The sequence below is a fragment of the Allotamlana fucoidanivorans genome, from assembly GCF_045788535.1.
Lineage (GTDB): Bacteria > Bacteroidota > Bacteroidia > Flavobacteriales > Flavobacteriaceae > Allotamlana > Allotamlana fucoidanivorans.
On record NZ_CP074074.1, the window covers coordinates 1924323 to 1946389 of the forward strand.

14 protein-coding genes are annotated in these 22067 nt (G+C 35.0%); 5 read left to right on the forward strand and 9 right to left on the reverse strand.

The features are described 5' to 3' along the window. Positions 1-105: 105 nt before the first annotated feature. From gatB/aspS to KFZ70_RS08815, 4 genes are all read right to left on the reverse strand, one after another. Positions 106-3450 carry a bifunctional amidotransferase subunit GatB/aspartate--tRNA ligase AspS gene (gene gatB/aspS, locus KFZ70_RS08800; protein WP_139695163.1) on the reverse strand — a complete coding sequence of 1115 codons (3345 nt, stop codon included), beginning with the start codon at positions 3448-3450 and terminating at the stop codon, positions 106-108. After that, positions 3450-4850 carry an amidase family protein gene (locus KFZ70_RS08805; protein WP_139695162.1) on the reverse strand — a complete coding sequence of 467 codons (1401 nt, stop codon included), beginning with the start codon at positions 4848-4850 and terminating at the stop codon, positions 3450-3452. Before KFZ70_RS08805 ends, gatB/aspS begins: the two co-directional genes overlap by 1 nt. A gap of 3 nt (positions 4851-4853) precedes the next feature. Further along, on the reverse strand, positions 4854-5120 hold the full coding sequence (locus KFZ70_RS08810; protein ID WP_199240651.1) for a hypothetical protein: 267 nt from the start codon (positions 5118-5120) through the stop codon (positions 4854-4856). A 243-nt stretch (positions 5121-5363) separates the two neighbouring features. Then, entirely contained in the window at positions 5364-6641 is a 1278-nt protein-coding gene (locus tag KFZ70_RS08815; RefSeq protein ID WP_139695161.1) for a porin, read from the reverse strand. Positions 6642-7052: 411 nt separating this feature from the next. Between KFZ70_RS08815 and gyrB the strand changes: the two genes are divergently transcribed. Further along, positions 7053-8993, forward strand: a complete 1941-nt coding sequence (gyrB, locus tag KFZ70_RS08820; RefSeq protein ID WP_139695160.1) for a DNA topoisomerase (ATP-hydrolyzing) subunit B — start codon at positions 7053-7055, stop codon at positions 8991-8993. 64 nt (positions 8994-9057) lie between these two features. Here the strand turns inward: gyrB and KFZ70_RS08825 are convergent, their stop codons facing one another. Then, positions 9058-9825: a membrane metalloprotease gene (locus tag KFZ70_RS08825; protein ID WP_139695159.1), complete on the reverse strand. Its 768-nt coding sequence runs from the start codon at positions 9823-9825 to the stop codon at positions 9058-9060. A gap of 208 nt (positions 9826-10033) precedes the next feature. On the opposite strand from KFZ70_RS08825, the gene KFZ70_RS08830 reads away from it, so the two are divergent. The 4 genes from KFZ70_RS08830 (at position 10034) to secDF (ending at position 16116) form a co-directional block, all read left to right on the forward strand. Further along, on the forward strand, positions 10034-11059 hold the full coding sequence (locus KFZ70_RS08830) for a DUF6588 family protein (protein ID WP_139695158.1): 1026 nt from the start codon (positions 10034-10036) through the stop codon (positions 11057-11059). Positions 11060-11321: 262 nt separating this feature from the next. Continuing rightward, a complete protein-coding gene (mdh, locus tag KFZ70_RS08835) occupies positions 11322-12248 on the forward strand; it encodes a malate dehydrogenase (protein WP_139695157.1) in 927 nt (308 codons plus the stop codon). 72 nt (positions 12249-12320) lie between these two features. Next, entirely contained in the window at positions 12321-12938 is a 618-nt protein-coding gene (locus KFZ70_RS08840; RefSeq protein WP_139695156.1) for a hypothetical protein, read from the forward strand. Positions 12939-13119: 181 nt separating this feature from the next. Then, a complete protein-coding gene (secDF, locus tag KFZ70_RS08845) occupies positions 13120-16116 on the forward strand; it encodes a protein translocase subunit SecDF (RefSeq protein ID WP_139695155.1) in 2997 nt (998 codons plus the stop codon). A 63-nt stretch (positions 16117-16179) separates the two neighbouring features. Here secDF and KFZ70_RS08850 read toward each other — a convergent pair whose 3' ends face one another. The 4 genes from KFZ70_RS08850 to KFZ70_RS08865 form a co-directional block, all read right to left on the reverse strand. Continuing rightward, entirely contained in the window at positions 16180-17589 is a 1410-nt protein-coding gene (locus tag KFZ70_RS08850; RefSeq protein ID WP_139695154.1) for a hypothetical protein, read from the reverse strand. Positions 17590-17740: 151 nt separating this feature from the next. Then, a complete protein-coding gene (locus KFZ70_RS08855; RefSeq protein WP_139695153.1) occupies positions 17741-18118 on the reverse strand; it encodes a hypothetical protein in 378 nt (125 codons plus the stop codon). Positions 18119-18170: 52 nt separating this feature from the next. After that, positions 18171-19712, reverse strand: a complete 1542-nt coding sequence (locus KFZ70_RS08860) for an arylsulfatase (RefSeq protein ID WP_139695152.1) — start codon at positions 19710-19712, stop codon at positions 18171-18173. Positions 19713-19843: 131 nt separating this feature from the next. Further along, positions 19844-21994: a DUF748 domain-containing protein gene (locus tag KFZ70_RS08865; protein ID WP_139695151.1), complete on the reverse strand. Its 2151-nt coding sequence runs from the start codon at positions 21992-21994 to the stop codon at positions 19844-19846. Positions 21995-22067: the final 73 nt, after the last annotated feature.

Consider the following 22067-nt stretch of genomic DNA (forward strand, 5'->3'; position numbering starts at 1 on the left):
CTTAAAATAATGATAAAACGCACGTAGTTTTGTTAAAGTTTTGAGTAACGAAATAAAAAAAGCTCCAGTTTTTACTGAAGCTTTTATGATTATTTGTGAGGTAGATTATTTTTTTATCACTCTAACGTTCATTTCTTCTACCTTTTTATCAGAAAGGGGTGAAGGCGCTCCAAAGAGTAAATCTTCACTGGTTCCTGTTTTAGGGAAAGCCATAACTTCTCTAATAGACGCTTTCTTTTCTAAAATCATCATCAATCGGTCAACACCCCAAGCAATACCGCCATGAGGAGGAGCGCCATAGTGAAATGCTTTATACATGGTGCCAACACTTTTCATCATGTCCTCCTTATTGTAGCCCATGTTTTTATAAGTAGCTTCAAGAATTTCTGGTTTATGAGCCCGCACAGAACCACCACCAATTTCATAACCGTTTAATATTAAGTCGTATTGTTGAGCAATGATGCTGCCAATTTCTTCTTCTTTGCCATTCATGTGTTTTTCCACGTCTTTAATAGCAGGCATAGAAAACGGATTGTGGGTGAAGGTCCAGTTGCCTTCGTCTGTTTTCTCAAACATAGGAAAGTCAATAACCCAGGCTGGTCTTAGCTCTTTTGGATTGATTAAGTGAAGCATTTTTCCTAATTCTTGGCGTACGGCATCAAGTGCTTTATTCGCAGTGGCATAATCGGCAGCAGAAAAGAATACAATATCACCCACTTGAGCCTTTGTAGCGGCAATAATTCTTGCCGCAATATCTTCACCTAAAAACTTAATAATAGGGGATTGCAAGTCGTTTTCGTTTACTATGATGTAAGCCAATCCTCCTAAGCCGTGCTGTTGCGCCAAAGCAGTTAATTTTTCTATCTGCCCTTTTGATAAACGCTTTTTGCCTTGTTCTTCAGTTGATACTTTGATGCATTTTACAATACCACCTTCTTCAATAGGTTTGCTAAATACTTGGAAGGTTGTATCTTTTACAATGTTGGTAATATCTTTTAGTTTTAACCCAAAGCGTAGGTCGGGACGATCACAACCGTATTCATCCATAGCCTGTTGATAGGATAATACTTCAAAAGGATGTAAAATCCATTTTTTGCCGTACACTTTTTTTACAATAGAATTGAACATGTTGGTGTTCAAATCAATAATTTGTTGCATGCTAGCATACGCCATTTCTATATCCAACTGTGTGAATTCTGGCTGACGATCCCCACGAGAATCTTCATCCCTAAAACAACGGGCTATTTGAAAATACTTTTCATAACCACTTACCATCAACATTTGTTTAAACTGTTGAGGGGCTTGCGGTAAGGTGTAAAACGAACCAGATTGTTTACGAGTAGGTACAATAAACTCACGCGCGCCTTCATCTGTTCCTGCGCTTAAAATAGGGGTTTCAATTTCTAAGAAATCTTGTGCGTCTAAAATATCTCGCATGAGTTTAATCACCTTATGACGGTTAACTATAACACGTCGTACATCATCATTTCTGTGGTCTAAATATTTGTATTGAAAACGTACATTTTCGTTAGACTTAGTTGCTCTTTTTATTTCAAAAGGTAAGGTTTTTGAAAGATTTAATAGATCTAAATCACTAGCCTCGAGTTCTATTTTTCCAGTTCTTAAAGCAGGGTTGTAATCATCTTCGTCACGCTGTACAATAGAGCCTGTAACGGTAATAACCGATTCTGGTTTTAATTTTATAAGGTCGTCAAGATTAGCAAATGATTCTCGACTTAGTCTTATCTGAAAAATCTGTGTACTAGAATCACGTAAATCAATAAACATAAGTTCACCGTGGTCACGTACGCTAGAAACCCAACCCGCTAAGGTTACTTGGTTGCCAATATTATCATCTGAGATTTCAGAAATAACATGAGTACGGTATTCGTCTTTTATTATTAAAGGAATTTCAGAAAGTGTTTCTTCATCTTTTTTGGAAACTACGGGTTGGTTATTTGCTTGGTCAGCACTTTTGTCGTTCTTGTCTGAAGGTTGTGCTGAAATAGCATGGCTAGCTAGCGTTGATAAAATACGTGCTCTTATCACTTTGCCTGAAGCGCCTTTACCTATAATACCTATAACTTTACCTACTAAAATCCCCGCTTTTCCTTGGTTACCATTTTTAATATCATCGGCAATTACTTGGTTTTCAGAAATAACTTTAGCAATAGCATCTTCTATCTGGGATTCAGAAATGGTATTGTCTTCAAAATATTGATTGTAATTGAAATTTCGGTCTTTTAAATAAGCTGTAATGGCATTTTGAACCAAAACCGAAGTAATTTTTTCAGCTTTAAATAGTTGGAAAATTTCAATGAGATGCTCTATTCTATGGATACTATCATACTCATCGGCACCAATATTGTTCACTAGTGTTTTTGCCACAAAAGACGGGTCTTTTATAACGTTGTTTATGGTCATGAACGTTTTTGAGCGTAAAGCGTCAGCTGTAAAAAACTTAGCATCTTGGGGTAATACGCCGCCTTTTATTAAAATAGATTCAACAGCAAAAGGTAAAGCGCTATTATCAACTTCAATAGCATCAATCACCTCTTTGATATTTACAAAAGGTAAATCTGGTTCAGAGATAAAACGATAGTCGGCCTCAAACTCCTTTTTACGCATGGTTTTGGTTTGCTTTAGCTCAGCATCAAACAGTACAGTAGTTTGATCTGGTCTAAATTCTTTATGCTCTAAAAAGTAATTAAGTTGTTTTTCAACCTCTTCTTTTAAAGCCTCAACCATAAATTTAAAGGAGTTGAGGTTTTTTATTTCGGTACGAGGATTCAAATTATACGTATGCTTTTTTCTTAGGGATACAGAAACATCCGATTTAAACTCGCCTTTCTCTAAGTTAGCTTCAGAAATGCCTAAATTTTGAACAATACGCTGAATGTATTGTGCGTATGTTGAAGCATCTTCAATATGACGTATACAGGGCTGGGTCACAATTTCAATAAGAGGCACCCCAGCTTTATTAAAATCTACCAGAGAAATTTTCTTTTCATGGATGAGTTTAGCGGCATCTTCCTCAATATGAACCTGAGTTAAATTAACTGTAAATTGAGAACCGTCGTTACGGAAACAAGATACTTGACCATCAGGAATAATCGGGTTATGAAATTGCGTTATTTGTATGTTTTTAGGATTGTCAGGGTACTCATAATGTTTTCTGTCCCATGAAATTACTTCGTTTTCAAAGGTTGATTTTACGGCTTTTCCAAAATAAATAGCCTTAGTAATAGCTTCTTTATTAATAGACGGTAGCACCCCCATTTGACCTGTACATACGGAACAAATATTATGATTAGGTGTTTCAATATCTCCGGCATTGGCACAAGAACAAAACAATTTTGTTTTAGTGTTTAATCTAACATGTGTTTCAAGACCAATGACTAATTCTAACTCGTGTTTTTTTAGTAACTCGTTTAATTGTTCCAGTTCCATTATATCGTGTCTTTTAAGAAGTTAGCAAACTTCAAAACTAGTTCGTCATTATTTTTAGCAGCCGTAATTTGTAAGCCTGTAGCCGTTCCTTGAGGTACGGTAAGTGTTGGTAGCTGCCCTAGGCTGAAACCCACCGTATAGGCATCAGATAAATACATGGCCAAGGGGGCTTTTAAGCTATCTCCAATTTTTGGGGGTGTACTTGGTGTAACAGGCGATAAGATGATATCTACTTCAGAAAAATCTTTTTCAAAATTCTGCGAAATTTGATCTCTTAGGTTTAGACCTTTTAAATAAATTTCATCAGAGAAACCTTGCGATAATACTTGATTTCCACCAACAATACGTCTTTTAGTTTCTTCAGAAAAGTTTTCAGAACGTGTTACAGCATAGGTTTCCTTTAAATTTTCGGCCTCAATACGGTTGCCGTAATTTGTTCCGTCTAATCGAGACAGGTTAGAGGCAGTTTCGGCCATAGCCAAGGTGTAATAGGTAGACACCAGAGTGTCTGATTCAAAAAAGTCTAACACCTTCACCGAAATACCTTTTGCTTTTATTTTTTCTATACATGCCAAGAAATCGGCCTTAATCTTCGGATCAAGAGCTTCACTGTCAATAAAATTCTTGAAGTAACCTACGGTTTTAATGCTTTTGGTATCCAGAATAGCATCTTCTTGAATAGTTTCAGAAGTAAAGGTAGTTTGATCTTTAGGATCTAAACCACTCATGGTGTTTAAAACAATTAGTATATCTTCAATAGATTTAGCTATAGGGCCTACACAGTCTGTAGACGAGGCGTAAGCCATCAATCCGTAGCGAGAAATACGGCCATAAGTAGGTTTTAAACCATACACATGATTATACCCTGCGGGTTGTCTAATGGAGCCTCCTGTATCACCACCAATAGAAAATACCGTGTAATCTTTAGCTACATTTACAGCAGAGCCACCACTAGAACCGCCACCAACTAATTCTGGGTTAATAGCATTTTTTACAGGGCCAAAAATGGTGTTTTCACTTGAAGATCCATGACCAAAGCTATCGCAATTTTCTTTTACTAAAGGAATAGCGCCAGCATCTAAAAGCTTCTGAATTGCAGTAGCGGTATATGGCGATTTATAATGTTTAAGTAAATCTGAACTGGCCGTTGTACATGTACCTTGAAGCATATACACATCTTTAATGCCAAAAGGAATGCCTTCAAGTAAACCAATAGTTTCGCCGCTAGCAATTTTAGCATCTACTTTGGCTGCTAATTTAAGTGCTATATCATCCAGTAAAGCATTTACCGTATTGTGCGAGTTTTCTTTTAAATTGCTAAGTTTACTTTGTACTAGCTCAGTACACGTAATTTTTTTATCCACTAGCTGTTGATGGATTGATCTTATTTGAGAGTCCATAAACTATTCTTCAATTACTTTTGAAACAACTAAGTAGCCGTTTTTTTCTTTAGGAAAGTTTTCAATAATGATTTGTTTTTCTATTTCAGAACTATCAATCACGATATCTTCCCTTAAATTATTTAGTGATACACAATTATGACTGCTATTAAAAGAATTATTATCTGTAGGATTAGCAGCTTTAATAACCTGAAATAATTTGTTTACAGTCTCTGAAGGCTGTGCTCCTTTAATACTCGACAAAATGTCTACTGTCATAATTTTACTCATGCTCTGGATTTTTAATTAAAAAAAGCCTCCCGAATTCGGAAGGCTTTATATATTTTTTAACAATAACCTCCCCGTCCTAAAAATTAGGATTATTGAAATTATTATTGTTATTATTAATCATTCTGATGTAATTCAGCTTCAAATATATAGAGAATAAATAGACTTATCACTATTTTTTGCTGGAGCTAAACTATAATTGCAGAATTATTAAAAAACTCAAAAATATTTTGATATATATTTAGTCTATTTAAATGATATTTGATATTGTAAAACGGCCATACCTTTTCTGTCTTTCTCTAATAAGGTGTCCGCATCAAAAATAGGGCGTAATTGATAGCCTAAACTTATTTTGTTGCCATGTTTTCCATTTACTAAAAAGTTTACCGTAAAATCATAAACTGTCATGCTGTCTTCCAAGGCATCATAATTGGAGTGTTGAATGGCAATATTAGGTTGAATAACAACTTGGTGGTTAATAAGTTTGGTTTTTCTAAAGGCGTACCCAAATTGAGTATACCAGGTAGGGCCTGTTCCCATCATTGGGAATGCCACGCCAGCACCATTAAAATCAGGATCCGTAACACCATTAGTAGGGTTGTTAGCGCCAACATTTCTAATGTAATCTTTACCAAAATCGAAACTATAATAGCCAAGATAGGCTGTAATAGCATCTTCATTTGCAAAAGGAAGGTTTAAATATGAATCGATAGCCCAATGCTTCATGTCGTAAAAAGTGGTATTAGGATTGTTGAAATCACCATCGCTAAATGCATTTTCCTGATATTGAAAACCAGCACCAATATTGAAAACTTTCTTGTTTGCTAAGTAGGTACCCGTTTGATAGGCTGACTTATTTGATTCGTTTTCAAAGAATTGATAATTAATGTATGATGATGTCTTCCAGCGCGGTCTGTTGTTAGCAAAATCAACCACACCGTTTGCAGGCGCTTTAGTAATTATTCGAGGTTGGTTAAAGGTGAGTCGGTAATCAAAATGTCCTGCCTGTCCTTTTAACCATAGGCCAAACTGTCGGCCTAAGTCATCATTTTTTTCAACCGTATTTAATGAAAAAAGTGGCGAATCTAATCCCATGAGTGTGCTGCTAGAGCGCACGTTCCATCTGCTTAGTCCCTGCCATCCTGATTTTCCAAGACCTATCTCTAGGTGCTTAGAAAAAGCATATTCCATATAAAAATCTAGAACTTCAATAGGGTTTTGCATGCTTTTAAGGTTGTAATTATTTCCTCCAAAAATAGCATAGGCAAATATTCTTGGTGTGACTTGTGCCGAAATAGGAATTCGAATTCGTCTTATAGAAACATCGGTAAATGAAGATGTGGGTTCGCCGTTAACCAATGAGCCCTGATTTAAATCGGAATACCGTAGCCATATTTGAGCAGTAGCATTCCATTTAAATGTTGGTTTAAATGGTTTTTCTGTCTCCTGTGCCAATATAAAAATAGGAACTAATAAAAGGAATACATTTAACAGGTTTAAGACTGTTTTTTTTCTGTTCTTCATTGTTGTTTCATTCAAAATATAGGGCAAAAATATTATTAACTATAACCTTAAAAAGTGACATACATCATGTTTGGAGATATATTTTTTTCGGGTTATCAACTATAACGTTTGAAAACTATTTTGATGTTATTTTAGGTAAAAATAGAATTTAAAATAGAGGATTAGAGACACTTTTGTGTTTTTATGTTTTGCTGATGCATTAAAAATTACTAAAATGTAATTTAAGGCTATTTTTAGGCGATTTAAGCCGTTTTTAAATAATTAACAAATGTTGATAATTTTCTTGTTGAGTCGATAAAAAGCTTTCTTTTAGGTGTAATATTTCGTATATTTGTTTGTGTTCAAAAGGATGCTAAAAAGGCATCTTTTTTTATGATTAATAGTCAAATTCAATTTAAGATAATTTAGAATATGAGCGAAGAAAAAAAAGCCCCACAATATTCGGCTGATAGTATTCAGGCTTTAGAGGGTATGGAGCATGTGCGCATGCGTCCGTCCATGTACATTGGTGATGTAGGTGTGCGCGGGTTACACCATTTAGTATATGAGGTAGTTGATAACTCCATTGATGAAGCGTTAGCAGGACATTGTAATAATATAACCGTTACCATTAATGAAGATAACTCGATTACTACAGAGGATGATGGTCGTGGTATTCCGGTAGGATTACATAAAAAAGAAGGCGTTTCGGCACTTGAGGTGGTAATGACCAAAATTGGAGCAGGAGGTAAGTTTGATAAAGATTCTTATAAGGTATCAGGCGGATTGCATGGTGTTGGTGTAAGTTGTGTAAATGCATTGTCAGAGCATTTAAAGGCAACAGTGCATCGTGAAGGAAAAATTTGGGAGCAAGAGTACGAACGCGGAAAACCGCTCTATCCTGTAAAAGTGGTTGGAGATTCTGATAAAAATGGAACTATTGTAACCTTTAAGCCAGACCCACAGATATTCCAACAAACACTGGAGTATAATTATGACACCTTAGCAAGTAGGTTGCGTGAATTAGCTTATCTAAATAAAGGTATTACGGTTCATTTAATTGATAGAAGAACCCAAAAAGAAGATGGTACTTTTGAGGGCGAAACATTTCATTCTGAAGAAGGCTTAAAAGAGTTTATAAAGTATTTAGATGCCACACGAGAGCCTTTAATGAAAGATGTTATTGCCTTTGAAGGCGAAAAGAATGGTGTGCCAGTTGAAGTGGCCATGGTTTATAATACCTCTTATGCCGAAAATTTACATTCCTATGTAAATAATATCAATACGCATGAAGGGGGAACACATTTATCGGGTTTCCGAAGAGGATTAACACATACCTTGAAAAAGTATGCGGATGAGTCGGGTATGTTAGATAAATTAAAATTTGATATTTCAGGTGATGATTTCCGTGAGGGGTTAACTGCTATTGTATCAGTAAAGGTGGCTGAACCTCAGTTTGAAGGGCAAACAAAAACAAAGTTAGGTAACCGTGAGGTGTCAGCTTCAGTTAGTCAAGCGGTGTCAGAAATGCTAACGGATTATTTAGAAGAACATCCAGATGATGCAAAAACCATAGTGCAAAAGGTTATTCTGGCGGCGCAAGCACGTCATGCAGCTCAAAAAGCACGCGAAATGGTGCAGCGTAAAACGGTGATGAGCATTGGAGGTTTGCCTGGTAAACTATCAGATTGTTCAGAACAAGACCCTGCAAAATGTGAAGTGTTCTTAGTAGAGGGAGATTCGGCGGGCGGAACGGCAAAACAAGGTAGAGATAGAGCATTTCAGGCTATTTTACCATTACGTGGTAAAATTCTAAATGTAGAGAAAGCCATGACACATAAAGTTTTTGAAAACGAAGAGATTAAGAATATTTTCACGGCTTTAGGAGTTACCATAGGGACCGAGGAAGACAGTAAAGCTTTAAATTTATCAAAATTGCGTTACCATAAAATCGTGATTATGTGTGATGCCGATATTGATGGTAGTCATATTGCAACACTGATTTTGACATTCTTTTTCCGTTATATGAAAGAGCTGATTGAGGAAGGGCATGTGTACATTGCTACGCCACCATTATATTTAGTGAAAAAAGGTAACAAAAAGCAATATGCTTGGAATGATAAAGAACGTGATGCGATTGCGGAATCTTTTGGAGGAAGCGTGAATATTCAACGTTATAAAGGTCTGGGTGAAATGAATGCTGAGCAGCTTTGGGATACCACGATGAATCCTGAATTTAGAACGTTAAGGTTGGTTCAAATTGATAACGGAACAGAAGCCGATAGAATTTTTTCTATGCTTATGGGTGATGAAGTACCACCGCGACGCGATTTCATTGAAAAGAATGCTATTTATGCTAATATTGATGCCTAATGAGGTATTCATACTCATAAAAAAACGGCTTTTAAGCCGTTTTTTTATGAGTAATTTTAAAAATTTATTTGCCACCATTGGCTTTTAAATCTGCCAAACACTGGGCGTCAAGTAGAGGTATAGTGCTCATTCCTGTAAGGGCTACTGAAGATTCAGATTCCCAATACATTAAACAATCTTTTTCATCACAATGCTTAGGATGATCTACATCTTCATGATTGGTTTGCATGGTTGACCCTAAGTTTGTTAGGCCAAGTATATGACCAAATTCATGGTTAATAACCGTAGTTTCTAGAACACTGCGTTCAGGTTCAAAAGGACTATTGCTTAATGCTTGAACAGTTTCTTCATAAATTACAAAAGACGTATTCCAATAGGCGGTTCCTAAAACCACTTCATTGCCAACATCATTATCTGATTTTCCGTCTATAAATAAAGCCCAAACCGCAATTTTTGATCCCTGATTGTATTCTTGGCGTTCTTCTCTTTCAATATTGGCAATGTCTTCTATGGTATAAGTTGCTTGGCCAGGTGAAGGGATTACTCTTTTCTTCACTGTTATCCCTGAAGGTTTATAGGTTCTATTGTTTAAAAAAGTTACAAAGTTATTAATGGTATTCTGTGTGGGTTCAAGGCCTTCTACGTATACAATTTCTATGATCATACTTGTAAAAGAGTTGTCAGACAGAAGGTCGTTGGCAGAACTTCCTGTACTTTGTCTATTAAGCACTTTATTTATGCTACCAGTAAGGTGATCATCAAGAGGTTCGTCATTAGTACACGAATGGATAAATAAGAGTATTAATGCGGTTGAAAAAAGGCGGAAATTCATATTTGGGAAACGTGGGTTCAAGGCTAAACTTTTTGGGGTAAATTTAGCATAAATTTTTTTACAAGTTTTTATACTGTTAAAAACGGACAAAACCAGAGTTAAATATAGAGGTTAAGTTTATTTTAAACGACAAAAAGATAAATAAATACGATAAAATGCGTTTTTAAGTAATATTTTCTTATGTTTGTTGTGCCAAATTTTAAATGAAATGAAAAAGATAAGTTTACTTGCTATACTTTGTTTTAGCATATTAACAGTAAAAGCACAAGAAGGTTTAAATGGCTTGCTTAGAGCTGGTGTTGAAAATGCGGAACGATTTAGTAATGATTTTTTAAAGCCTGGAACAAATGGAGTAGTGCATAGTTTGAATGCTAACTGGTTTAATACAGCCGATGTAAAACCGCTTGGAGGTTTTGAAATATCTATAATAACCAATGCTGCCGTTGTAAAGAACGAGCATAGAGCATTTCAAATGAATATTGCAGACTATAATCAGGACGATTATGATTTTACCGTTGAGTTTGAGGATGGAGCGAATTCAAAAATGGTTTCAACCGTACTGGGAGAAAATAATCCTGATATAGACATCATTGTTCGGTCAAAATCTAGTTCACTTTTATCAGATAGAATCACTTTGCCTTCAGGTGTGGGTGGAGATTTAGATTATGTACCTTCTGCATTTATTCAAGGCGCTTTAGGCTTAAGTAAGGGCTTAGAAGTTAAAGCGCGATTTTTGCCTAAAATTAAGGCTGATGATATAGAAGGCAGTATGTTTGGTGCTGCTTTACAAGCCGAGTTTACAAAGTGGTTGCCTGCAGATAAGGTGCTTCCTGTGGCACTATCTGGCTTAGTGGCATATACTACCTTAGACGCCAGATATGACTTAACAGAATCATCGGGTGTAGATGGACAAAATCAACGTTTAGAAAACAATACAGATACCTGGTTGTTTCAATTTATAGCCTCAACGAAGCTACCCATTATAAATTTTTATGGAGGGATTGGGTATATTTCGGGTGAGTCAAAGTCTGATGTATTAGGAACATACATCGTAAATAATGGTATTTTACCATCAGAACCTATTGATGATCCATTCTCAGTATCAAGTAAAGTGTCATCCGTTAGAGGTACTTTAGGAACCAAATTAAAATTAGGGTTCTTTAGGCTTAATGCCGAATATCACTTATCAGACTACAACGCCTTTTCTGTGGGTATAAATTTTGGGTTTAGATAAGCCTTCTGTTTCAAAAAATTGATTTCTTAGTTTTATTTAGTTTTTATTGAATTTTACTCTGAAAAAGTACGGGATTTTTATTCTGTACTTTTTTATTTAGAGGGTTTTAATTCGTAAATTCGCATTTGTTTGTTTTTATGCCTTGTGCTTAGATAACAGCGTTGCGTATTTATGATAATCATCATAAAACAAAAGGGCAAAAAGGCTGAAATTTGCAGCGTAGAATATCGAATCAAATTACTAAATAATAAATATTAAAAAAATGAAAGTAACAGTAGTAGGAGCAGGAGCAGTTGGTGCAAGTTGTGCAGAGTACATTGCTATCAAAAATTTCGCTTCAGAAGTGGTATTATTAGATATCAAAGAAGGGTATGCAGAAGGAAAGGCTATGGATTTAATGCAGTGTGCCTCATTAAACGGATTTGATACAAAAATCACTGGGGTTACCAATGATTATAGCAAAACAGCAGGAAGTGATATTTGCGTCATTACTTCAGGTATTCCTCGTAAACCAGGTATGACACGTGAAGAGTTGATTGGTATTAACGCTGGTATTGTTAAGGCCGTTTCAACAAGTTTATTAGAGCATTCTCCAAATATGATTTTAATTGTGGTTAGTAACCCAATGGATACCATGACATATTTGGCTCACAAAGCAACAGGATTACCAAAAAACAGAATAATAGGAATGGGTGGTGCTTTAGATTCTGCTCGTTTTAAATATAGATTAGCAGAGGCTTTAGAAGCTCCAATTAGTGATGTTGACGGAATGGTTATTGGCGGACATAGTGATACAGGTATGGTGCCGTTAATTAGTCATGCTACAAGAAACAGTATAAAAGTGTCAGAATTTTTAAGCGAAGAGCGTTTAGAGCAAGTTGCTGCCGATACTAAAGTAGGAGGTGCTACCTTAACCAAGCTATTAGGAACATCAGCATGGTATGCACCAGGAGCTGCTGTGAGTGGTTTAGTTCAGGCTATTGCTTGTGACCAAAAGAAAATATACCCATGTTCTACGCTGTTAGATGGCGAGTACGGATTAAGTGATATCTGTATTGGAGTGCCAGTTGTTTTAGGTAGAAACGGTATTGAAAAGATAGTAGATATACCTTTAAGTGAGGCCGAAAAAGCTCACATGCAAGCCAGTGCAGAAGGTGTTTCAAAAACGAATGGATTGCTAGAATTGTAATTTAGATAAGTTAAATATGATAATTATATAAAGACTGTAGCAATACAGTCTTTATTTTTTTATATTTGGCGCATGATTGCAAGATGGTGTATTAGTATTTTTGTATTAGTTCTTACTTTATTTGGTGTTGTTTCGCAACAGCAAACGCCTGCGCCTAACCAAGAAATTGTTTTAGAATTTGCTCATGTTGAACTTTCTTCAGAAGAGGCTTTAAAAACCATAGGGGAAGTAAAGGAGCAGCTTCAAGAGGTTGGGGTTACTAATGTTCAAATAAAGCCGCTTGATGACGGAAAATTAAAGATTAGCTACTTTAGTGAATCTGACGTTACTAGTGTAAAACGTGCTTTTGCTAAAAATCCGTATTTAGCTGTTGAAACAGATGCATCAACACCCAAAAAATCAAGTGAAATTCCTTCACATGATGAATCTCTTCAATACCATTTTGATATTTATGAGATTGAACCTGGAGATTATTCGGGTTGGGATTTTAATGGTAGTGTTGTTTTACAATTAGATAATAAAAGTGATCGTTTCCTTGATCCTAGCTTAAAATTAAACACCAGCGGTTTAGTACATAATCACCTAAGCAAGCAAGTTAAGGTGTCTTATCGTGTTCAGCAAACCATAGCCATTGCTTTAGATACACCTTTACATAGTATTCCGGAAGTTAGGGCAGGCCCTAATAGTTAATTTATTCTAAAAGAGAGAAAAGTTGATTTAAAATTCAGACTTAAATCAAACGTTTCAACGTATTCATAAGGGTATGAGTTGTAGCTTATACCACTAATCATAAAAACTATTTAAAATTGTCAAATTTGGGCTGAAACTCTATATTTGCCCGTTTTCAAAATTTGATTAAAAATATTATAACATGCAAAACAAAGGACTAGTTAAACTATTTGCTGTCTTGTTTGGTCTGGTAAGTCTTTATCAGTTATCATTCACATTTAAAGGCAGTCAAATTGAAAAAGAAGCTCAGGAAATAGCTATAAACGAAATTCCTGAAACGGAAGAAAATTACCATGCAAAACGCAGCCAAAGAGAAGCAGATTATTTACAATCTATTGCTACAGATACTGTGTTCAATATTGGTATTGCCAAATTCACGTATAATGAGGTGAAGCAAAAGGCCATGAATCTTGGTCTTGATTTAAAAGGAGGTATAAATGTTATCCTTCAAGTATCAGTAGAAGATTTATTAAAAGGATTGGCAAACAATACCACAGATCCTGTTTTTAATAAAGCTTTAGAGGATGCCGCAGAGCTTCAAAGAAATGGTCAAAACACCTATATCGAAGATTTCTTTACCGCTTTTGAAGCTATAAAGGGCGATACCAAGTTAGCATCTCCAGATATATTTTATACCAAAGAATTAGATGGGGAAATTGACGGAAGTATGACAGACGATGAGGTTAAATTGGTTATTGAAAGAAAGATTGATGAATCTATTGTTTCAGCTTTTGAAGTACTACGTAAGCGTATTGATGAATTTGGTGTAACCTCTCCAAATATTCAACGTTTAGGAACATCAGGAAGAATTCTAGTAGAATTACCTGGTGTGAAAGATGTTGAGCGTGCTACTAGCTTGTTACAAAGTACAGCTCAATTAGAGTTTTGGGATGCTTATAAAGGCGAGCAATTCTTTCCGTTTTTGGCTCAGGCTAATGAGGTGTTGAAAGATGTTGTTGATGCAAAAAAAGAAGCAGGTGCTCAAGAACCACAAGATGAAGAAGATGCAAAAGATGCTCAAATTGATGACTTGTTGGGGGATGCTGAAACAGATTCTACCTCGGTACAAACAGTAAATCCTATTTTCGATTTAATTAGAGGACAAGGGTATCCAGGTGGTCCTGTTATTGCTAAATTTGAAATAAAAGATAAAACAAAAGTTCTAGAATATTTAAACATTCCAGAAGTAAGATCATTGTTGCCAGCAGAACAGCGTTACGTAAAATTTGCTTTTGGGAAACCAGAGAAAAACAGTGAACTGGTTGATTTATATGCCCTAGTAGGTAATAGAGAGAATGTACCACCATTAAGTGGTGATGTGGTAACAGATGCAAGAAACCAATTTAACCCAATGGGTAAATCTGAAGTTTCTATGCAAATGAACGCAAAAGGTGCTAAGATCTGGGAAGAAATGACTGGTAAGGCTTATAACCAACAAAGTCAAATTGCTATTGTTTTAGATAACGTAGTGTATTCTGCACCAGGTGTTACTTCAGGACCAATTGCAGGTGGAAGCTCTTCTATTTCTGGTGATTTTAGCTTAAATGAAGCTATAGATTTAGCTAACGTACTTAGAGCAGGTAAATTACCAGCATCGGCAGATATTATTTCAAGTGAGGTAGTAGGGCCGTCATTAGGGAAAGAGGCTATTGAAAGTGGAACCATGTCATTCTTAATCGCTTTGGCGTTAGTGTTACTTTGGATGATTTTCTACTATGGAAAAGCGGGCGTATTCTCTGATATTGCTATGCTGTTAAACATTCTTTTAATCTTTGGAATTTTATCAGGATTAGGAGCGGTGTTAACCTTACCAGGTATTGCTGGTATCGTATTGACCATTGGTATGTCGGTGGATGCGAATGTACTGATATTTGAACGTATTAGAGAGGAACTTGCAAAAGGAAAAGGGCAGATAGAGGCTATTAAAGATGGTTTTGGAAATGCCTTATCCTCTATTTTAGATGCTAATATCACGACAGGTTTAACGGCATTAATTCTATTTGTATTTGGTACGGGGCCTATTAAAGGTTTTGCAACCACCTTATTAATTGGTATAGCAACCTCATTGTTTACTGCGATCTTCATTACAAGATTGTTAATCGACTGGTACACCAATAAGAAAGGTAAACTAGATTTCTCTACAGGAATTACTAAAAACCTATTCAGAAATATTAATATTGAGTTCTTGAAAAAACGTAAGGTAGCTTATATTGTTTCAGGTGCATTTATTGTATTGTCTTTAGGGTCATTGTTTACTAACGGCTTAGATCAAGGTGTAGATTTTGTTGGGGGAAGAACTTACCAAGTACGTTTTGCTCAAGATGTATCTGCTTCAGAGATTACAGGTGTGTTAGCTGATGCTGCTGTTTATGGAAGTGCAGACGCTAAAACATTCGGAGCTGCTAATCAGTTAAAGATTACCACAAAATATAAGGTTAATGAGTCTGGAACTTCTGTAGATGAGGAAATTAGAAAGAAATTATACGATGCGTTAGTGCCTTATTTAGAAGGTGTTTCTTATGATGAATTCATCGATTTAAATGATGAAAACAAGCAAGTAGGGTTATTAGAAACCTATAAAGTGTCTCCAACTATTGCTGATGATATTAAACAAGCTTCTGTTTGGGCTGTTTTAGGATCGTTAATTGTTGTGTTTTTGTACATTTTATTCCGATTTAAAAAATGGCAATATTCATTGGGTGCTGTTGCTGCTGTTTTCCATGATGTATTAATTGTATTAGGGGTGTTCTCTTTAACCTATAAGTTAATGCCTTTTAATATGGAAATTAACCAAGCTTTTATTGCCGCCATATTAACTGTAATTGGTTATTCGTTGAATGATACGGTGGTTGTTTTTGATAGAATTCGTGAGTACTTCAACGAGCATACTTCATGGAATTTTGATAAGGTAGTGAATACGTCACTAAGCAGTACGTTGAGTAGAACTTTGAATACATCATTAACGACTTTAGTGGTACTTTTAGCCATATTTATTTTTGGTGGCGATTCTATTAGAGGGTTTATGTTTGCTTTAATTGTTGGGGTAATAGTAGGTACCTATTCATCATTGTTTATTGCCACACCAATTATGTATGAAACGATTAATAAACTAGACAAAAAGAAACATAAGAAAAGCTAGTAGTTCCTTGTTTTTCAATAAAACAAAAAGCCTGTCAATAAAAAATTGATAGGCTTTTTTGTATTACAAAGATTCTAAAAGTTGATTTGTTTTTTTACTTAAAAGTGGAATATCCAGGCCAATTACAAATTGCCAGCGGCTATAGTTAAATTGTGTTTCAGGCGTGTTATTAATAGTAACACTAGGCGTAACGTTGATGGCGTACGGACTTAAAAATGTGTTAGAACTTCCAGCATAGGTAATCCCAGAAATAATACTTAACCATTTTAATTTCCAGTCTATACCCAAACTCATGTGATAAAAATCTTCACCTATTTCAATATTTTTATTCTCTTTGGCTGAAAAATCAAAAATATTAGCACTTTCCTTAAAAGCATTAAAATCTGTAGAAAATCCAGCATAAAAATTTAAGTTTTGACTTAAGGTGTATTCAATGCCAGCACCAAAATTAACTACTGTTTTACGAGCCTCAGCAAAATAAATTGGTGTTAACGTGCCTTGACCTAAATCAATATCAGGAATTTTTAATCGGCTATATGAATTTAAACTACTTACATAATCAATATTTACGTGCAGTTTACCTTTATGTATAGGAACACCAATACCTAAGGAAACCCCTAGTGGTTCTTTTCGTTTAGAGTCTACATCTTTAAAATCACCTGACAGATATAAATCATCATCAGAACTTACACCAGAGATTAATTTAGAATAATTAAAGGATCCATCTTTCAAAACTTCTATATAGGGGACATTAATATTGACGCCTAAATGAAATTTGGGAAATCTATAATTTGCCCCAATTTTAACAAATAGGCCGTATGATTTTTGACTAAAACCAACCACGTTTTGATAAAAAGATACATTTTCGTTATTCGATTCAAAGATATGACTAGCACCAGAATGCGCCTTATAACTGTATACTGAGACAAAGGTTGAAATACCTACATTGAGTTGCTTGTTTATTTTATAGGCCCAAGATGCACCACTCCAATCGTCTTTTATTCTGCTATTTAGTGTAATGGTTGTTGTGTGTTTCGTAATGTCAGGAAATTGATTCCTTATGGCATCATTTAAATAATTTGTGGTATAGTTTAAGTTTGTATTAAAGTTAGATTTAGTTAAGTAAGAATACGCAAACCGATTGTTAAACAATTTAAAAATACCACCAGCCATGGTTGAAGCATTATCAAAACTTGAACTACTTAATTGTGCTTTATTTGAAGGGTTTTTTAGTTTTATATTGGTTAACTGATAAGCTTTGGCATTCAATGAAAACCCTAAATCATCACTATTTGCCAAAAAAGAAGGATTGTAGTAGGTTAGCCCTAAATCAGAAACACTTCCTGTAACATTTCCTGCTAAAAGGATAGAGCGATTCCCAAAGTTATTGAATTTGTAGTTGCCTTCTTGTGAATGGCATTTCCATATTTGGAATAAGCATATAAGAAAAAAACAATTTCTGAATAATATCATGGGAGGCAGGAATAATCAATACTATAAACTTAACTTTTAAATCTATGGTGTCAAAATTTATTTGAAGAATAAGATGCACTCTGGGTTATGAATATTAAAAAAAGCACAAGGAATTTGCTTGTGCTTTTTGATAATTACATTTGAAGACCTTTTACAGACCAACGAGTTTCAACGCTTTTTGCAAGAGGTCAGGATTCTTACTTACGTAATCAATAGCCGCTTGTGTTAATGATTTATCTCCTAAAACAGATGACATAAGACCTTGAAGTCCACCAGAATTTTTTGTTGTCAAATTCATGAAAGCATCTTTAGTTTCTGGATTAGATTTTAAATGGTTTATCGTTTTTTCTTGAAGTTCTTCATCTTTCATTAAGGCTTGTTTAATCTGCTCTTCTTGTTTAGAACTTACATCGGTACTTTTAACTGTTTCAGTTAACTCAGAAGATTTTATTGAAGGTAATGTTTGGGCTACTAAAGAGGAAGCCGTAGCGCATAATGCAACTATGGTAAATAATATTACTTTTTTCATATTGTATTTTTTAAGAATAAAGGAGGCATCATGCCTCCTTTATTAAATTATGTTAATTGTTTCCAGGTGTTGATAATTTCTCCATAACTTTGTCTAAACTAAAACTTGCAGCTTTCATTCTTGGAGGGTAATCTTTAAAAGTACCGAAGAATTTAGCAACATAAGCTTGAGCAGGAACAAGCATAAAGGCATGATTTATTAACCAATCGTAATAGGTGTTAGATGTTATTGAAGAAAACTCATAAGGGTCTCTTCTTAAATTATATATCATAGGTAATCTTAATTTAATAAAAGGTTCAGCCCAAACTTGTAGTGTTCCTGGCGATCTTTGTTCCATAAAGATTAATTTCCAATCATTGTAACGTAAAGCGGTTAAATCACCATCATCTGAGAAATAGAAGATTTCATGACGTCTACCTTCTTTTTCTTTACCAGTTAAATAAGGTAGCATATTGTAACCGTCTAGATGCACTTTAAATGTTTTACCATTGGCTTTATAGCCTTTAAGTAGTTTGTCTTTAATCTTATTGTCTCCAGCGGCAGCTAAGAATGTAGGCATCCAATCCATGCCTGAAAAAATTTCGTTTGAAATCATACCTTCAGGAATTTGTCCAGGCCATTTCACCATAGCAGGTACGCGCCAACCACCTTCCCAGTTGGTGTTTTTTTCACCTCTAAACGGATTAATTCCAGCATCAGGCCAAGTGTTTTTGTGTGGACCATTATCTGTTGAATACATGACAATGGTATTGTCTGCAATGCCTAATTCGTCTAATAAATCTAGGAACAAGCCAATATGCATGTCGTGTTCTACCATACCATCGCCATATTCATTTTGGCCAGAGATACCTCTATGTTCGGGTTTTACATGTGTTCTAAAATGCATACGGGTGCCATTCCACCAGCAAAACCATGGTTTTCCAGCTTTGTGTTGTTTCCTAATCCAATCCATAGCCGCTTTTGATGATTCGTCATCAATAGTTTCCATACGTTTTTTAGTTAAAGGTCCTGTGTCTTCCACTTTGCCATCAGCTGTAGAATGAATGACACCTCTTGGACCAAACCTTTTTCTAAAGTTAGGATATTTTTTAGGGTCTGGATAATCTGCTTGCTCAGGCTCTTCTTCTGCATTTAAATGATAAAGATTACCATAAAACTCATCAAAGCCATGATTGGTTGGAAGGTGTTCATCACGATCTCCCAGATGGTTTTTTCCAAACTGTCCGCTAATATAGCCTAGCGGTTGAAGTAACTCTGCAATGGTTGGGTCTTCTGTGCTAATACCTTCTTCGGCACCAGGCATCCCTACTTTACTTAAGCCCGTACGAAAAACACTCTGTCCTAAAATAAAAGATGACCGGCCTGCAGTACAACTTTGTTCGGCATAGTAATCGGTAAATATAGCGCCTTCTTTGGCTATTCTATCAATATTAGGCGTTTTGTAACCAGTAATGCCCATGGTATAGGCGCTGATGTTTGATTGACCAATATCATCCCCCCATAAGACCAAAATATTGGGTTTTTTTTGAGCCATGGCAGAGAATGTCATACAACAACATACCATGATTGCTCCGAGTAATCTGATTCTTTTCATTTCAATGTGATTAAGTGATTAATAACTATAACTATGTTTCTAAGGTAGTATTTTTCTTATACCATTACAAAGCATTATATTATTTTATTGTTAAGCGTTTTATTTAAGGCTGTGTTATATGTGATTGAAAGTCAGTGGTCTTTCGTATTGGTTTCGCCTTTCATGCCATAAGTAATCAGAAATTTTGGGTAAGCCCCTGTGTTTTCTGGGTCGTCAATAGTTGACTTTTTTATAGTGATTTTTGATGAAAATGATTGTTCTTTTAAATAATCTTGAGTTGTTTTAATGATAAGGTTGTCTCTAACTTCAGCAAAGCTGTCTAAGTTCTTTTGGGTGCTGAATTGTATAATGGCCTTATCTAATGGTAAGCTGTCTGTGTCAATTTCTTTAAAAATAAAGGCTTCAAATTTTTTTTCATCTTTTATATCCACATCACCCGTTTTTAGTCTATATGTTGCTTCAGCTAGATTTTGACCAAGTGCTTGTTTTTGTAATGCCTTATCAACATAATAGGTTAAACTTATTTGAAGTTCAGGTTTTTTGTTCTCCAATGCAATGAGCTTGTCTAGTTGCCTGAAATTTTTATTTGATGGAATAGTGTCTGTATAGGTTAACTCAATTTCTTCTAGTTCTTTAGGGTCACCACCAACTAAATTAACTAAGAAATTTACGGGTGCAGCAACGGTTTTACCTATAACATTTTTAAATGTTTGCCAAATTATCTTTCGCATGTTATAATTAGGGTCATTTAAGTTGCCTCTTACAGGTATTTCTAAGTTAACATCGCCATGTTTATCTGTTAATAGATAGAAAGCAAACTTCAAGGGTAAGTCATACAAGCCTCCTTTTACGTTTTCTAAAGACGCATTTTTTACAAGCATTTTATTTTCACTCGTAATAGTTCCGTCTACAATCTTAGACTGTGAGTAGTAATACATGTCGCCTTGCAGTATACTATGCCCCATATAATAGTTAGTATATAAGTTAAGATCGGGTAGTAGAAATTTTTCAATAGAGATGTTGAGTGTGGAGTTGAGATAATTTTGTGGATTTATTCCCAATTTTGCCTTTAGGTTACCGCGATTATTTAATAGCATGGTAGCATTAATATCTAACCAGTTTGCAGTACTTTTTATGTCTTTTGAATCTATGTCTATGTTGCTCAAGTGATATTTAAAAGGGGCTCCTGTTAAATTATCGGTGTAATCTAAAACACTATTGTTTACAGAAAGGTTTTTAATAGTGTATAAAAGATTTTCTGTGTTGCTTGTATCTGCAGGATTTTCAGCTTCAACCACTTTGTCAATTTTAAAAATTTTAAAAAAGTTATTTGAAATAGAATCTAATTGAAAATAGGTGTACAGGTGGCTAATATCAATGCGGTTCAAAACATATTCCTGATTGGCATAATCAATTTTGTCAATGTTCGATTTTATGGAATTTGCGGCTAGAAATTCTTTATTATTAAAATCTGTCATTTTAAAGTCTGAGACATTAATGGTGCCAGAAAGTATAGAATTTATGGCGTTTTTGGTGTTTCCGTGCACATTAATTTTTGAATCAACAACACCATCAAACGTGTTAACATGAGCATAGGGTTTTACGTAATTTAAAAAATTATCAAGATAAAGTTGATGTACGGTAAAAGAACCATCAAAATCACCTGTAATAGGGTTAATATTTAAAGTAGATTCAAAATAGCCGCCGCGGTCAAAGTTAAATTTAAAATCGGCATTGCTTTTTTCTTCCTGATTCCAGCTTATGTGCGGTATGTTAAACGAGAAGTCTTTTATATAGAGCTCATTTTTTACGTTATGATCGTTAAAAATAAAATCGACATCTTTCAGTTCAATATTTGAAATGGCGTATTTAAAGGATTCCTTTGATGCATTCAAGGTGTCTTCTGGCATGCTGTGAAAGGAAATAAGATCATCAAAATTAAAGGTAGAATCTTTCATGATTATATTTACCATGAGACCCTTTACATAAAATTGCTCAATTACTTTGTTGTTTGAAAGCAGTTTGAAGGGCTCTAGATTAACAATGAGTGTATCAAAGGAGGTAAATTCATCTGATTCATTTTGTTCAAGCATTTTAAAATCATAAATCTGTAATGTGCTTGAAAAGTAATTGTATCTTAATTTGCCAATATCAATTTGGCGTCCTAATAACGTTTTGCTATGGTTGATAGCATAATTCTTTATCACATAAGGTAAGGCAATCAGCACCAGTATAATTAGTGCAAGTATGATTCCTAAAATTAGTTTTGACTTTTTCCTCATGACTTTCAAAAGGACTTGAAAAAAGGGTAAACATTTCTTGATACCATGAGTTTTGATTTGAATGGTAACGTAC

Bases quoted from the DNA above. Each gene is read 5' to 3' on its own strand.
- KFZ70_RS08840 (WP_139695156.1), top strand. From the start codon at position 12,321: ATGATTGCAAGATGGTGTATTAGTATTTTTGTATTAGTTCTTACTTTA.
- KFZ70_RS08815 (WP_139695161.1), bottom strand. From the start codon at position 6,641: ATGAAGAACAGAAAAAAAACAGTCTTAAACCTGTTAAATGTATTCCTT.
- gyrB (WP_139695160.1), top strand. From the start codon at position 7,053: ATGAGCGAAGAAAAAAAAGCCCCACAATATTCGGCTGATAGTATTCAG.
- secDF (WP_139695155.1), top strand. From the start codon at position 13,120: ATGCAAAACAAAGGACTAGTTAAACTATTTGCTGTCTTGTTTGGTCTG.
- KFZ70_RS08825 (WP_139695159.1), bottom strand. From the start codon at position 9,825: ATGAATTTCCGCCTTTTTTCAACCGCATTAATACTCTTATTTATCCAT.
- KFZ70_RS08860 (WP_139695152.1), bottom strand. From the start codon at position 19,712: ATGAAAAGAATCAGATTACTCGGAGCAATCATGGTATGTTGTTGTATG.
- KFZ70_RS08830 (WP_139695158.1), top strand. From the start codon at position 10,034: ATGAAAAAGATAAGTTTACTTGCTATACTTTGTTTTAGCATATTAACA.
- KFZ70_RS08805 (WP_139695162.1), bottom strand. From the start codon at position 4,850: ATGGACTCTCAAATAAGATCAATCCATCAACAGCTAGTGGATAAAAAA.
- KFZ70_RS08865 (WP_139695151.1), bottom strand. From the start codon at position 21,994: ATGAGGAAAAAGTCAAAACTAATTTTAGGAATCATACTTGCACTAATT.
- mdh (WP_139695157.1), top strand. From the start codon at position 11,322: ATGAAAGTAACAGTAGTAGGAGCAGGAGCAGTTGGTGCAAGTTGTGCA.
- gatB/aspS (WP_139695163.1), bottom strand. From the start codon at position 3,450: ATGGAACTGGAACAATTAAACGAGTTACTAAAAAAACACGAGTTAGAA.
- KFZ70_RS08850 (WP_139695154.1), bottom strand. From the start codon at position 17,589: ATGATATTATTCAGAAATTGTTTTTTTCTTATATGCTTATTCCAAATA.
- KFZ70_RS08810 (WP_199240651.1), bottom strand. From the start codon at position 5,120: ATGAGTAAAATTATGACAGTAGACATTTTGTCGAGTATTAAAGGAGCA.
- KFZ70_RS08855 (WP_139695153.1), bottom strand. From the start codon at position 18,118: ATGAAAAAAGTAATATTATTTACCATAGTTGCATTATGCGCTACGGCT.